The sequence below is a fragment of the Streptomyces pluripotens genome (genome assembly GCF_000802245.2).
GTDB classification, from domain to species: domain Bacteria; phylum Actinomycetota; class Actinomycetes; order Streptomycetales; family Streptomycetaceae; genus Streptomyces; species Streptomyces pluripotens.
This window is the reverse complement of the sequence record NZ_CP021080.1, coordinates 4,624,865-4,638,153: the sequence shown is the minus strand read 5'-3', so window position 1 is coordinate 4,638,153 and position 13,289 is coordinate 4,624,865. Positions and strand designations below refer to the sequence as shown.

Sequence of the window (13,289 nt, the reverse complement as noted above, 5' to 3'; positions counted from 1 at the left end):
GCTGCTGGCTCCTGTACTTCGTCGACAACTCGTAAAGCCGGGGCGTACACGCACGTCCGACACGGTGCCCGACCGTAGGGAGCGGCACTTTCAGCCTGTTATCGCACGCTCATCCGATGCAGAGGCGACGCCGATACCGCCCTGATAAACAGCGCCTCTACATTGCCAAGCCCGACATGCACAGGAGTCGCGCAATGGCCCGTAACCACCTCATCTCGTTGGCCGACATCCCCGACGCCGACCTCTACCGAATCGTGGACAGAGGAACCCGGTTCGCCTCCGGCGCGTGGTCGGACGAGACCCTGCACGGCGCCGTCGTCGGCATCTACTTCCGGGCGACGTCGACGCGTACGCGTACGGCGTTCTCCTCCGCGGCCCTCCGACTCGGCGCGCGCCTCATCACCTACGGTCCGCACGATCTCCAGGTCAACACGGGCGAGACCACCGCGGACACCGGCCGGGTGCTGGGCGGCATGCTGGACGCCTTGGTCGCGCGCACGGTGGGCAGCGTCGAGGAACTGCGCGCACTGGCTTCCCAGGACCGGATGGCGGTGGTGAACGCCATGGCGGCGCAGGAGCATCCGACGCAGGCACTGACCGATCTGACCGCCATGGCCGGACACTTCGGAGATCTGACCGGGCGGCGGGTGCTCTACATGGGCGAAGGCAACAACACCGCCGCCGCTCTGGCTCTCGCCCTTCCGCGTTACCCCGGGATCGAGTTGCACCTGCGGACTCCCGGGCGCTACGCCCTCGATCCGGAGATCCTGATGCGGGCCAAGGACCTCGCGGCACGGCACGGCTCCACCATCACCGAGCAGCACGACACCGTCGGCATGCCGAAGGACGCCGACGTTGTCTACACGACGCGGTGGCAGACCACCGGCACTTCGAAGGACTCCCCGGACTGGCGCGAGGAATTCGTTCCCTTCCGGGTTGACGAAACCATCATGGAAGCCAGCCCGGACGCGGTCTTCATGCACGATCTGCCCGCACACCGGGGCGACGAAGTCACCGCCGCGGTACTGGACGGACCGCGCTCGATCACATTCACCCAAGCCGAAGCGAAGATGCACAGTGCCGCAGCGGTCCTGGAGTGGAGCCTCGGAGTCCTACCCTGACAGGCGTCCGCCAGTGGTTCGGCGCCCGTCTCCAGGCCGAGTGGCCGGCCCTCCGGAAGGACCTAGGAAGCCCGCTGGCTGATCTCCGCGGCCCTGCCAAAGGGTCGCGCGCCATCGCCGCCACGGTTCGCGCCGGCCAGGGACGCGGGGAGTCGGTGCACAACGCCGGGGTCAGCAGCTGTCGCGGCCGGTGGACGATGCCGGTCATCGGCCCGGACCGCGAAGTCGTGGCGGTACCAAGATCGACCTTGGACCTGCGGACGCCCTGACCGTGGCGCATCCCGACGATCCGGGGCGGTACCTGATCGCCACCGGCGGCGAGGTACCAGTGCTCCCCAGGAAGCAAGCCGTCCGGCACCTGGAGAAGCGCAGGTTCGCGGTCTCAGCCAGCACGCGAACCGACGCACGTACCGATGAGGGCTCGACGCAGGTCGCCGCCACGTCGTGGACGGCGCCCTGCCACCCCGCTGCCTGATCACGGCAGAAACATTCTCGATGCCGCACGCACCGACCCCTCCGTCCTGGCGTGCGGCATCACTCCTGCGCGGGGCCGGCGGCTGAAGCGTCGCGCTTACGCGCCCGCTTCCCGAGGCGGAGTGGTGCCTTCGAGGTGCTGCCTGATGCTGATGTACTGCTCGGGCGGCCACTCCGGGGAAGCCTTCAGTTGATCTTGGACCCAGGCGTCTATCTTGTGGGTCAGATCCTCATCATACGTGTCCACGCTGGCACTCCTCGTGAAAACACCAGGTCAGCAATCCAGCGCACCTTCGGTGCGCGCCGGGGGCGTGGTAAATGCCGTGGCGCGCGCCGGGGGTGCTTCTGTCTGCCCTGACGTGGACTGATGGGGTACGGGACGCTGAGCTGGTTCGTTCCGGCCGAAACCGAAGCCTCTGTGATGCCGGTGAGCTCGCAGGTCAGCATGGTGCTGGGGACCGCCCACGGGAACCGTGGAGTGTTGCTGCGAAGCACGTGCGTCAGAATTCCTGATCCGCCCTGGTCCTCCCGGAACGACGCACCCGGCTGTCCGGCGAGGGAGGGAGCAAGGCCGTGGATGTGCTGCACGAACGCTGCGCCGGCCTCGACATCAGCAAGAAGGACGCCAAGGCGTGTGTCCGCACCCCGAGTACCAAGCGGCGGGGATCCTTCACGACCCAGACCACGACATGGGGGTCGACGACGAATGCGGTCCTGGCCCTGCGGGATCACCTGCTTGCCGCGCGGGTGACGCTGGTGGTCATCGAGGCGACCTCGGACTACTGGAAGCCCTTCTACTACCTGCTGGCCGAGGACTTGAACGTGATCCTGGTCAACGCGCGGCAGGTCAAGAACCTCCCCGGCCGCAAGACGGACGTCTCGGACGCGGCCTGGCTGGCCCAGCTCGGCGCCCACGGCCTGGTGAGGCCCTCCTTCGTGCCGCCCGAGCCGGTCCGTGAACTCCGGGACCTGACCCGGGCCCGGACCACCGCCACCCGTGAACGCGGCCGGGTGGTCCAGCGGCTGGAGAAGCTGCTGGAGGACACCGGCATCAAACTCTCCGCGGTCGCCTCCGACATCATGGGCGTCTCCGGCCGGGCCATGCTCGAAGCCCTCATCGCCGGAGAACACGATCCGCAACTCCTCGCAGACCTGGCCAAGCGCAGGCTCCGCAACAAGATCCCTGAACTGACCGAGGCCCTGACCGGGCGCTTCCGCGAGCATCACGCGTTCCTAACCCGCCTGCATCTGGACCAGTACGACCAGCTCACCGCCATGATCGAGCAACTGGACGAGCGGATCGAGGAGGCGATGGCCCCCTTTCGAGGCGCCCTGGACCTGCTCGACACCATCCCCGGGATCAACCGGGCGGTCGCCGAAGTGATCATCGCTGAGACCGGCGGAGACATGAGCCGGTTCGCCTCCGCCCGTCACCTCGCCTCCTGGGCCGGGGTCTGTCCCGGCCACCACGAGTCCGCCGGCCGCACCAAGAAGACCAAGGTCCGGCCCGGCAACCCATATCTCAAAGGCGCCCTCGGCCTGGCAGCGTTCGGCGCGGTGAGAACCAAAGACACCTACCTGCAGGCCCGCTACAAGCGGCTGACCGCACGCCGCGGCCCGCTCAGGGCACTGGTCGCCGTCGAGCACTCGATCATCACCGCGATCTGGCACATGCTCACCGACAACGTCGCCTATCAGGAACTCGGCGGCACCTACTTCACCCAACGCGATCCAGAACGCGCCACCCGCCGGGCCATCAACCAGCTCAACCAGCTCGGCTACACCGTCACCCTCAACCCGAGGGAGACCGCGGCCTGACCGACAGGGCAAGACACCCGGCGGCCCATCGCGACCACCGGGCACCCAGCCCTGCCCACACCCACCCTGAACAGGTTCTATTTACGCGTCAGAGCTACCTGGTTGTCTAAGTACACTGGCACCAGTGGCAGGCGCTGTAGCCCACGCTCAGGAAGACGGGGACGTTGCGCCGCCGGGCTTCCTCGAACGCGGCGGGCTCCCAGGGCCACCAGTCGACGGGGTTGTCCGCGTGCTGGAGGAGGTACGGGGACGTGGCCTGCGCGAGTCGGTTGGGCATACCCCCATCCTCGCGTACCTGCCCCCGCCCCACCCATGCGCCACGGGGCAGCGCACGACCGGGGCGTAGAGGGAGACCGCCTCGCCCGGCCTCCGGGGCGCCCCTCGGAGCAGACTCACGGCCTCGACGACCACAGCCACGGCGGTCATGGCGGTCATGGCGGTCATGGTCATCTGGCTCGGCATCACGACGGCTTCGGCCGCCTGCCCTTTTGTCCCAGCTCTCGTGTGCGCGGTGGCGGAGGGGCCCTCGCGGGGTGTGCGTGGGCCTGGCCGTGCCCAAGGAGCGGGGCTGCGTGGAAAGGAGCGGGACGTCACCCCGCCTGCGCTACGACGCACAGCGACGCCTCACCTGGGATGCGCGGGCCGTGCCGAGCGCCGCCCGGCAGCGCTCGGCTCGGGTCACCCGGGACCGGAGCACGGCTGCTGCCGAGGCGGGGGAAGCAGGGGTGCACCCGGAGGCGGCCCGGCGGAAGCGACGGCTGCGCATGGCCTCGGACCGCCACCCCCAGAGGTGAGGGAAGGTGGCGGTACCGGCGTGGCGGCGCCCCTCGGGTCAGCCCCGCGGTGCCGTGGAATCGGCCTTCTGCTGCACATCGGCGTCCGGGGCTTCCTTGAAGTCGACCTTCCGCATGTGCTTGCTCATCGACTTCATCAGGCCCCACACCGCCAAGGCCATCACCGCGAAGACGATGAAGCCGAGGACACCGGGGGTGACCTTGTTCTCGTCAAACTCCTTGGCGAGGGGGACGAGGTGCGTCACTGCCAGGCTCACGCTTGCACTCATGTCAGGCATTGTCCCGGATGCCCGCGAAGAGGTCGTCCTCGGGGAGGGAACTGTCGACGAGGGACTTCGCCAGCTCGTACTCCTCCGTCGGCCAGACCTCCTTCTGGAGCTCCATCGGAACCCTGAACCATCCGCCGTCGGGGTCGATCTGTGTGGCGTGCGCGATCAGCGCCTTGTCGCGGATCTCGAAGAAGTCCGCACACGGGACATGCGTGGTCAGGGTCCGCTCCGTGCGCTCGAACTCCTTCCAGCGCTTGAGCCAGTCGCCGTACGGCGACTCCAGGCCACGGTCGAGCATCGCCTGGTGCAGTGCCTCGGTCCGAGGGCGGTTGAAGCCCTGGTTGTAGTAGAGCTTGAGCGGCTGGAAGGCGGGACCGAACTCGTTCTCGGGGTACTTCTCGGTGTCCGCCGCGCCCTCGAAGGCCACCATGGAGATCTTGTGGGTCATGATGTGGTCGGGGTGCGGATAACCGCCGTTCTCGTCGTAAGTGGTGATCACTTGTGGGCGGAATGAGCGGATCTGCCGCACCAGCTCGCCGGCCGCCTTGTCGAGGTCCTCCAGTGCGAAGCACCCCTCGGGCAGCGGCGGCAGCGGATCGCCCTCGGGCAGGCCCGAGTCGACGAAGCCGAGCCACTCCTGCCGGACGCCGAGGATCTCGCGCGCCTCGTCCATCTCCTTCTTGCGTACCTCGTGGATGTATTCCTCGATGTACCTGTCGCCCTGCAGCTTCGGATTGAGGATGGACCCGCGCTCTCCGCCGGTGCAGGTCACCACCAGCACGTCCACCCCCTCGGACACGTACTTCGCCATGGTGGCTGCGCCCTTGCTCGACTCGTCGTCGGGGTGTGCGTGAACGGCCATCAGTCGCAACTGGTCAGTCAAGACTCAATCCTCGGTAAGTCGGCGCCCGGCGTCCCGGGGCATTCAATAGGGCCGTCCCGGAGGGACGTGGTGGGGGCGGCAGTCGGGTGACGGTCAGACGGCTTCTATAGTGACCGAATCGGGGGGCGAATAATTCCGCGGAGAGGACGATCATGAGCACGGCGAGCACCCGGTTTCCCGAGGGCCGCTACGGCCGCTCCTCGGACGAGCGCGCCGATCACAAGCTCAGGATCGCCGCGGGGGTGTTCGGTGCCGCTCTGCTCACGCTGGTCGGCTACTTCGCGTACCACTATGTCGCACAGAGCGAGATCAGTGCACAGGTGATCGCCTTCCAGGCCTCGGACGAGGCGGTCAAGGTGCATTTGGAAGTACACAAGGACCAGGGCGCCTCCGGCTACTGCACCCTGCGCTCCCAGGCGGCGGACGGCTCCGAGGTGGGCCGCGCGGACTTCCGTTTCTCCGGCCCGGCCACACGTATGGACAAGGTCGTCACGCTGCGCACCACGGCCAGGGGGACGACGGCGGAGCTGCTCGGCTGCCACGCGGGCTGACACTCCCCGGATACGCCTGGAATGCATGGCGCTGACCTGCACTGATGAGATTCTGATGGCTTATGTCCTCCCCCTTCCGCCATTGAATTGTTAGGCTCGTGGTTTCGCCCATCCGAGAGGGAACATGCTTCTGGGTAGGGCGATGCTTTGTATTCCCAGTACCGACGAGGAGCACCCTGTGACCCAGACCAGCGAGAACGTCACCTGGCTGACCCAGGAGGCGTACAACAAGCTCAAGGACGAGCTTGAGTACCTTACTGGTCCTGCGCGCACGGAGATCGCCGCAAAGATCGCGGCTGCGCGCGAGGAGGGGGACCTGCGCGAGAACGGCGGGTACCACGCGGCCAAGGAGGAGCAGGGCAAGCAGGAGCTTCGTGTGCGCCAGCTGACCCAGCTCCTGGAGAGCGCCAAGGTCGGCGAAGCCCCGGCGGCAGACGGTGCCGTCGCGCCCGGCATGGTCGTCACGATCGCCTTCGATGGTGACGAGGACGACACTCTGACGTTCCTGCTCGCCTCCCGCGAGTACGCGAGCTCCGATATCGAGACCTACTCCCCGCAATCTCCACTCGGCGCGGGCGTGATCGGCCACAAGATCGGCGAGGACGCGGAGTACGAGCTGCCGAACGGCAAGAAGGCCTCGGTGAGGATCCTCAAGGCCAAGCCGTACACGGGCTGAGCCGAGCCGGAGCCGACCTCGGCCGGCTCCGGACGCGGGTCGCTTTCGGGTCCTGATCAGCTTCGGGCCCCCGGCATCCCACGGGATGGCGGGGGCCCCTGCCGTACCCGAAGGGTGTCAAGTGGTGGCCGAGCGAGGCGCCAGGGCCAGCTTCGTCCGGATCACCGCAGTGATCAAGACGAGTGGATCAGTGTGCCCCAGGCCGGGTGCTTCTTCGGTTCGCGGTCGTGACACCTGGCCAGGGACCCCAGCCCCGGCCGGCTGAGGCCTGGCCGTCTCTGGCAGACGTCCGGGAGGGCAGAGCCATCAACCGGCTGCCCGGCGGTACTTGCGGACCGCGAGCGTACGGAAGATCAGGATGATCACGACCGACCAGATCAGCGAGGCCCACACGGGGTGCTGCATGGGCCAGGCGTCGGGCGCCTGGAAGTCCGGAGGAAGGTTGCCGAACAGTTCGCGGCATCCCTGCACGGTAGCGCTGAACGGGTTCCACTCTGCGATGTGCCGCAGGAAGGTCGGCATGTGGTTCGCGTCCACGAACGCGTTCGAGATGAACGTCAGCGGAAACAACCAGATCAGGCCGCCCGAGGTGGCCGCTTCCGGGGTACGCACGGACAGGCCGATGAGCGCACCGATCCATGAGAACGCGTACCCGAGCAGCAGGAGCAGGCCGAATCCGGCTAGCACCTTGCCGACGTTCTCATGCGTGCGCCAGCCGACCAGCAGGGCGACGGCCGCCAGGACGAGCAGCGTCAGCGCCGTCTGGACCAGGTCGGCGAGGGTGCGCCCGGTCAGGACCGCGCCGCGCGCCATGGGCAGGGAGCGGAAGCGGTCGATGAGGCCCTTGTGCATGTCGTCGGCTATGCCCGCACCGGCGCCCGCCGTGGCGAACGTGACGGTCTGGGCGAAGATGCCGGCCATCAGGAACTCGCGGTAGGCCTGGGTGGAGGTGGACGAGCCGACTTGGATCGAGCCGCCGAACACGTAGGTGAACAGCACCACGAACATGATGGGCTGAATCAACCCGAAGACGAGCATCTCGGGAATCCGCCCCATACGAATCAGATTCCGGCGGGCAATAACCAGGGAATCGGTCACGGCGTTCACTTCACCTGCTCCTTCAAGGCATGGGGCCGCCGGCCTCGGATGCGCGGCGAGGTGAACCCCGGCCGGCACGAGCGCACGGGATTCGAGGTTCGGGACATTCGGAATCTTCGGATCGGGTTGCGCTCAGCGGCGAGCAGCGAGTCACGGGTGGACCGGGCGAGGGGGGCGTCGGGCGATGCGACGGGCACGGCCTCGGTAACGGCAGCGGCACTCATGTCACGGCCTCCTTGTCGTCTTCCGCTTCTTGACCGACGCCCTCATCTGCACATCTGGGCGCATCTGCTGTCGCGTGTCCTGTCAGGGACAGGAAGACATCATCGAGAGTGGGGCGGCGCAGGCCGATGTCGTCTATCTCGATCCCGCGCGCGTCCAGTTCCCGGATGACCTCGGCGAGCAGCTTGGCACCGCCGGTGACGTGCACCGTGAGCATGCGGGTGTGCTCCTCGACGGTGGTCTCGCCCTTGCCGAATGCGCGCAGCACCTCCGCGGCTCCGGCGATCTCGGCGTGCTCGTGCACCACGACCTCGACACGCTCCCCGCCGGTCCGGGCCTTCAGCTGGTCAGAGGTGCCCTTGGCGATGACCCTGCCATGGTCGACCACCGCGATGTCGTGCGCGAGGTGGTCGGCCTCCTCCAGGTACTGCGTGGTGAGCAGCAGGGTCGTACCGCCGGAGACGAGTTGCTTGATGACCTCCCACAACTGCTGGCGGTTGCGCGGGTCGAGGCCGGTCGTCGGCTCGTCCATGAACATCACCGGCGGTGAGACCACCAGGGCCGCGGCAAGATCGAGGCGGCGGCGCATGCCCCCGGAGTAGGTCTTGACAGGACGGTCCGCGGCGTCCGCGAGGTTGAACTGCTCCAGCAGTTCCGTGGCACGCGCCTTGGCCGCCTTCCCCCTCATCCGGTACAGCTGCCCGACCATCTGCAGGTTCTCCCTGCCGGTCAGGTATTCGTCCACCGCCGCGAACTGACCGGACAGGCCTATGGAGCGGCGCACGGCGTCAGGGTCGTTGAGTACGTCGACGCCTGCGACGACCGCCTTGCCGCTGTCGGGTCGCAGCAGGGTCGTCAGGCAGCGGACGGTCGTTGTCTTACCGGCGCCGTTCGGCCCGAGCAGGCCTAGGACCGTGCCCTCGGACACGTCGAGGTCAACGCCGTCCAGTGCTCTTACGTCGCCGAAGGATTTCACCAAGCCTTCGGCATAGATGGCGCCTGGCATGTCTGTCTCCGTGTCGTCAGGGATTCTTGGGAAGGGGCTGGCTTCGCGTGCTGGGCACCCCGCCCGGGTCGGGCGCGGTCGGGAAAGCACTCCAGCGCAACACAAGACACCGTAACGCGATGTATCGCGTTCCTCAACGGTTTTCCGGGCGAGGGGATGCGATGGACCCGAACGAGTGACGCGTGTGGACACCGGACCGGAAACGGCGCCGGGGCCGCAACCGGCAGCAGGACCGGCCTCAGTCAATGGCCGGCCTCAGTCAATGGCCGGCCTCAGTCGATGACCGTGTAACCCGCGTTTTGCAGGGCCCGACCGACCTCGGCGCAGTGCGCCGGCCCCTTGGTCTCCAGGTGCAGTTCCACCTCCACCTCCGTGAGCCCGAGCCGGGGGTCGGTGCGGACGTGACTCACGTCGAGGACGTTGGCATCCGCCTCCGACAGCACACCGAGGAGCGTGGCAAGGGCACCCGGCCGGTCCGTCAACCGGAGTCGGACGGCCAGGTAGCGGCCCTGCGCCGCCAGGCCGTGCCGGAGCACGCGCTGCAGCAGGACCGGGTCGACGTTGCCGCCGGAGAGAACCGCGACGACCGGCCCCTCGAAGGCGTCCGGCGCCCCCAGGAGAGCCGCGACCGGACTCGCCCCAGCAGGCTCCACCACCAGCTTGGCCCGCTCCAGGCACAGCAGCAGCGCGGCCGACAGCTGGTCCTCGCTGACCGTGCGCACCTCGTCGACCAGCTCGCTGATGATCCCGAACGGCACCTCGCCGGGCCGGGCCACCTTGATGCCGTCGGCCATCGTCGTCGGGTTGTCCAGTGTCACCGGGTGCCCGGCGGCCAGCGAGGGCGGGTAGGCGGCCGCCCCCTCCGCCTGCACGCCGACGATCCTGACGTCCGGCCGGAGTCCCTTGACCGCCACCGCGATGCCGGCAGCGAGCCCGCCACCGCCCATGCCCACGACGACCGTACGCACCTCCGGACACTGCTCCAGGATCTCCAGGCCGACCGTGCCCTGCCCCGCGATGACGTCCGGGTGGTCGAAGGGGTGGATGAACACGGCACCCGTCCGGGCCGCGTATTCCTGGGCGGCGGTCAGCGTCTCGTCGACCACCTGACCGTGCAGACGCACCTCAGCGCCGTAGTCTCGGGTCGCGCTGATCTTCGGCAGCGGCGCACCCTTCGGCATGAACACCGTGGCGTGCACGCCCAGCAGCGAGGAGGCGAGCGCCACCCCCTGCGCATGGTTCCCGGCGCTCGCGGCCACCACGCCGGCCGCCCGTTCCTCCGGAAGCAGCCCGGCGATCCTGACGTAGGCGCCGCGCAGCTTGAACGAGCCGGTCCGCTGGAGGTTCTCGCACTTGAGCTGCACCGGCGCACCGACCAGCTGGGACAGGTACCGACTGCCCTCCATCGCGGTCATCCGGGCCACGCCCGAGAGCATCTTCTGGGCTCCACGCACATCGTCGAGGGTGACGGAGCGCAAGGAACCGGCCGTGCCGTAGCTCATGACTCCAGCATCGCAGTCCGCGGTCGCGGACGGCGGGCACGACCACGCTCCGAGACGGGTTTGCGCAGCGCCGGTACGACCGGGCGCTGGGCCGCGTACCCTGTCCCCCAACCCAGCACCCCTTCATGAAGCGAGCCTCCGGCCATGCCCACAACACCCGAAATGTCGATGGACATGATGACCGTCGGTGTCACCGGCCTTCTCGACACCCTCCAGCACGAGGTGGCGGTGTTCGCCCGCCGTGCCGAACAGACCCGGCTCGGCGGTGTCGGGCACGTGCGCAACTCCATGGACCGCGCCGCGTATCTGCTGCTCAACCGCCTCGACAAGGAGGGCCCGATGGGCGTCAAGGCACTCGCCGCGGGCATGGGCATCGACTCCTCCACGGTCACCCGGCAGGTGGCCCCCCTGGTGGACACCGGGCTCGTCAAACGCACCTCGCATCCGGAGGACGGGCGCGCGGTGGTGCTCCAACTGTCCCCGCGCGGAGCCACCCGGCTGGAGGAGGTGCGCTCGTCCAGGCGTCAGCTGATGGCCGAGCTGACACACGACTGGGCACCGGAGGAACGCGAGCAGTTCTGCTCGCTCCTGACCCGCTTCAACAGCGCGCTGTCCGCACGGATGACCATGCAGGGCGTCCCGTCGGCGGAGCAGCCGCCAGCCTCCTGAGGGCGTTCGTCCTGCCCGCTGCCGGCGCCGGCTCCCGGGGCGAGCAGCCCATCGCAGGCCGTCCGTCCCCTCCGGCCGGTCCAGTGGGGTCCGGAGCCTTGACCCCAGACCGCCGCCGGGCCTCATATGAGACCGGTGAGACCGGGTCCTGCGTGGCATGCGGCGCCGCCTGTCCGGCACCGGGCGGGGCCCGTCGGGGGGAGGCACAGTGCATGATCGGCAGCTGGCCCGCGGTGACCGCCGGGCCCGCGAGTTCGACGCGTTCGTCACGGGCGCTGCCGGGCGCCTGCTGCACACCACCACACTGCTCACCGCGGAGGCGCCCGATGCCAATGTGCGCGCACAGCGCCTGCTGACGCTGGCGCTCGCCCACACCTACGCCCGGTGGCACCGGCTGCACGGCGAGGACCCGTACGACTGCGCCCGTCGGTACCTGGCCACGCGCTTCGCGCGCGCGACCTGGCACCGGTACGGCCCCCTGGGCCGCGCCCGGCCGGACCCCCGCAGTCCGCTCGCCTCCCTCACCGCACAGGAACGACTGGTCCTGGTGTTGCGGCTCTACGAGGGGGTCGCCGAAGAACAGGCGGCGGCGCTCCTCGGACTGCCCGCGGAGCGCGTGCACGCGCTCTGCGACCGCGCGACGGCCGCCCTGCTGCATCCAGCCAAGCCGACCGCCGTCTCCGGGGCCGGCGCGAAGGTGGTGCCGTCATGAGGCGAGGGGTGCACGGCGGGAGGTCGTGGTGAACCGGGCCGAGCGGGAGGCCGCCGCGAGGCGGATCATGGAACGGCAGCCGGCCCGGGTGCCGCCGGACCTGCGCTCGGCGGCGGTACGCCGGGGCGAACGCCTGCTGCGGCGCAGACGGTTCGCCCGGCGGGTGCTCTGGCTGCTGGCGTTCGCCGCGGTCCTCGCGTTCGCGGTGTGGGCGGCGGACGCGCGCCCGTGGGTGGAGCCGCCGTCCCAGACGACTCCACCGGTCACCGGCTGGTGAGCCGGGCCCGCCCCGCCGCCTTCCCGCGTCGCCGCCCGCTAGCCGAGGGCCTGCTCCAGGTCCCCCAGCAGGTCGTCGACGTTCTCGATGCCGACCGACAGCCGCACCAGGTCAGCGGGGACCTCCAGGGCCGAGCCGGCCGCGGAGGCGTGGGTCATCCGCCCGGGGTGTTCGATGAGGGACTCGACACCACCGAGCGACTCCCCCAGGGTGAACACCTTGGCGCGGTTGCAGACCTCGACGGCGGCCTCCTCCCCGCCCTCAACCCGGAAGGACACCATGCCGCCGAACGCCCTCATCTGCTTGGCGGCGATCTCGTGACCGGGGTGCTCGGGCAGCCCCGGGTACAGCACGTGCGTCACGCGTGCGTGGCGGGTCAGCAGGCCGGCGATCTTCGTCGCGTTCTCGCTGTGGCGGTCCATGCGCACCGCGAGGGTCTTGGTGCCGCGCAGCACCAACCAGGAGTCGAAGGGACCGGCGACGGCGCCCATCGCGTTCTGGTGGTAGGCCAGTTCCTCGCCGAGCGCCTGGTCGGAGACGATCAGTGCGCCGCCGACCACGTCCGAGTGGCCGCCCATGTACTTGGTCAGGGAGTGCACGACGACGTCCGCCCCGAGCGACAGCGGCTGCTGGAGGTAGGGCGTGGCGAAGGTGTTGTCGACGACGAGCTTGGCACCCGCGGCGTGGGCGACCTGAGCGACGGCGGCGATGTCGGTGATGCCCAGCAGCGGGTTGGACGGGGTCTCCACCCAGACGGCCTTGGTCTTCGGGGTGATCGCGGCCCGGACCGCGGCCGGGTCGCTGGTGTCGGCGACGGACCACTCCACGCCCCAGCGGGCGGCGACCTTGGCGAAGAGACGGAAAGTGCCGCCGTAGGCGTCGTTCGGGATGACCACGTGGTCGCCGGGGGTGAGCAGTGTGCGCAGCAGGGTGTCCTCGGCCGCCAGGCCGGACGCGAAGGCCAAGCCGCGGCAACCGCCCTCCAGTGCGGCGAGGTTCTCTTCCAGGGCGGTCCGGGTCGGGTTGGCGCTGCGGCTGTACTCGTAACCGCCGCGCAGCCCGCCGACGCCGTCCTGTTTGTAGGTCGAGACCTGGTAGATGGGCGGGACGACCGCGCCGGTGAGGGGATCCGCGGTGTTGCCCGCGTGGATCGCGAGAGTCTCAAAGTGCTGACTGATGTGCCTGTCGCTCATGGGCACCGAGCGTAGTGCGCCTGG

16 protein-coding genes and 1 pseudogene are annotated in these 13,289 nt (G+C 69.1%); 9 read left to right on the top strand and 8 right to left on the bottom strand.

From position 1 onward, the window contains the following. Positions 1-194: 194 nt before the first annotated feature. Both LK06_RS21030 and LK06_RS21025 read left to right on the top strand, forming a co-directional pair. Positions 195-1,121, top strand: coding sequence for an ornithine carbamoyltransferase (locus LK06_RS21030; protein ID WP_043432115.1), 927 nt, complete (start codon positions 195-197; stop codon positions 1,119-1,121). Positions 1,122-1,392: 271 nt separating this feature from the next. Further along, complete coding sequence (locus LK06_RS21025) at positions 1,393-1,596, top strand: hypothetical protein (RefSeq protein WP_043432113.1); 204 nt, start codon at positions 1,393-1,395, stop codon at positions 1,594-1,596. Positions 1,597-1,692: 96 nt separating this feature from the next. On the opposite strand, the gene LK06_RS33820 is transcribed toward LK06_RS21025, so the two are convergent. Next, positions 1,693-1,842, bottom strand: a complete 150-nt coding sequence (locus LK06_RS33820) for a hypothetical protein (RefSeq protein WP_167747950.1) — start codon at positions 1,840-1,842, stop codon at positions 1,693-1,695. Between the two features lie 326 nt (positions 1,843-2,168). On the opposite strand from LK06_RS33820, the gene LK06_RS21020 reads away from it, so the two are divergent. Then, positions 2,169-3,413 carry an IS110 family RNA-guided transposase gene (locus LK06_RS21020; RefSeq protein ID WP_039658280.1) on the top strand — a complete coding sequence of 415 codons (1,245 nt, stop codon included), beginning with the start codon at positions 2,169-2,171 and terminating at the stop codon, positions 3,411-3,413. 118 nt (positions 3,414-3,531) lie between these two features. On the opposite strand, the pseudogene LK06_RS21015 reads toward LK06_RS21020, so the two are convergent. Then, positions 3,532-3,690, bottom strand: a pseudogene (locus tag LK06_RS21015) (DUF255 domain-containing protein); the annotation flags it as partial. A 295-nt stretch (positions 3,691-3,985) separates the two neighbouring features. On the opposite strand from LK06_RS21015, the gene LK06_RS33340 reads away from it, so the two are divergent. Further along, on the top strand, positions 3,986-4,207 hold the full coding sequence (locus LK06_RS33340) for a hypothetical protein (RefSeq protein WP_159025322.1): 222 nt from the start codon (positions 3,986-3,988) through the stop codon (positions 4,205-4,207). Positions 4,208-4,245: 38 nt separating this feature from the next. Here the strand turns inward: LK06_RS33340 and LK06_RS21010 are convergent, their stop codons facing one another. Next, positions 4,246-4,485, bottom strand: coding sequence for a hypothetical protein (locus LK06_RS21010; RefSeq protein ID WP_071659220.1), 240 nt, complete (start codon positions 4,483-4,485; stop codon positions 4,246-4,248). Continuing rightward, positions 4,478-5,359, bottom strand: a complete 882-nt coding sequence (gene mca, locus LK06_RS21005; protein ID WP_071659221.1) for a mycothiol conjugate amidase Mca — start codon at positions 5,357-5,359, stop codon at positions 4,478-4,480. The genes LK06_RS21010 and mca overlap by 8 nt, the downstream gene beginning before the upstream one ends. A gap of 152 nt (positions 5,360-5,511) precedes the next feature. Between mca and LK06_RS21000 the strand changes: the two genes are divergently transcribed. Together LK06_RS21000 and greA are read left to right on the top strand one after the other, a co-directional pair. Beyond that, positions 5,512-5,910 (top strand): DUF4307 domain-containing protein, encoded by a 399-nt coding sequence (locus LK06_RS21000; RefSeq protein WP_039653015.1) that lies wholly within the window; start codon positions 5,512-5,514, stop codon positions 5,908-5,910. 178 nt (positions 5,911-6,088) lie between these two features. Further along, entirely contained in the window at positions 6,089-6,586 is a 498-nt protein-coding gene (gene greA, locus LK06_RS20995) for a transcription elongation factor GreA (protein ID WP_039653014.1), read from the top strand. A 306-nt stretch (positions 6,587-6,892) separates the two neighbouring features. On the opposite strand, the gene LK06_RS20990 is transcribed toward greA, so the two are convergent. The 3 genes from LK06_RS20990 to ilvA form a co-directional block, all read right to left on the bottom strand. Then, complete coding sequence (locus tag LK06_RS20990; protein ID WP_039653013.1) at positions 6,893-7,693, bottom strand: ABC transporter permease; 801 nt, start codon at positions 7,691-7,693, stop codon at positions 6,893-6,895. A gap of 211 nt (positions 7,694-7,904) precedes the next feature. Continuing rightward, positions 7,905-8,912, bottom strand: coding sequence for a daunorubicin resistance protein DrrA family ABC transporter ATP-binding protein (locus LK06_RS20985; RefSeq protein WP_039653011.1), 1,008 nt, complete (start codon positions 8,910-8,912; stop codon positions 7,905-7,907). 272 nt (positions 8,913-9,184) lie between these two features. Then, on the bottom strand, positions 9,185-10,414 hold the full coding sequence (gene ilvA, locus LK06_RS20980) for a threonine ammonia-lyase (protein WP_039653010.1): 1,230 nt from the start codon (positions 10,412-10,414) through the stop codon (positions 9,185-9,187). A 162-nt stretch (positions 10,415-10,576) separates the two neighbouring features. On the opposite strand from ilvA, the gene LK06_RS20975 reads away from it, so the two are divergent. From LK06_RS20975 to LK06_RS20965, 3 genes are all read left to right on the top strand, one after another. Further along, complete coding sequence (locus tag LK06_RS20975) at positions 10,577-11,083, top strand: MarR family winged helix-turn-helix transcriptional regulator (protein WP_174673998.1); 507 nt, start codon at positions 10,577-10,579, stop codon at positions 11,081-11,083. A gap of 208 nt (positions 11,084-11,291) precedes the next feature. Beyond that, the gene (locus LK06_RS20970) at positions 11,292-11,795 is read left to right on the top strand and encodes a sigma factor-like helix-turn-helix DNA-binding protein (protein WP_043406317.1); all 504 of its coding nucleotides are present in this window, start codon (positions 11,292-11,294) and stop codon (positions 11,793-11,795) included. Between the two features lie 28 nt (positions 11,796-11,823). Further along, a complete protein-coding gene (locus LK06_RS20965; RefSeq protein ID WP_039653008.1) occupies positions 11,824-12,072 on the top strand; it encodes a hypothetical protein in 249 nt (82 codons plus the stop codon). A 38-nt stretch (positions 12,073-12,110) separates the two neighbouring features. Here the strand turns inward: LK06_RS20965 and LK06_RS20960 are convergent, their stop codons facing one another. Beyond that, entirely contained in the window at positions 12,111-13,265 is a 1,155-nt protein-coding gene (locus LK06_RS20960) for a cystathionine gamma-synthase (protein WP_043433541.1), read from the bottom strand. Between the last annotated feature and the right edge of the window lie 24 nt (positions 13,266-13,289).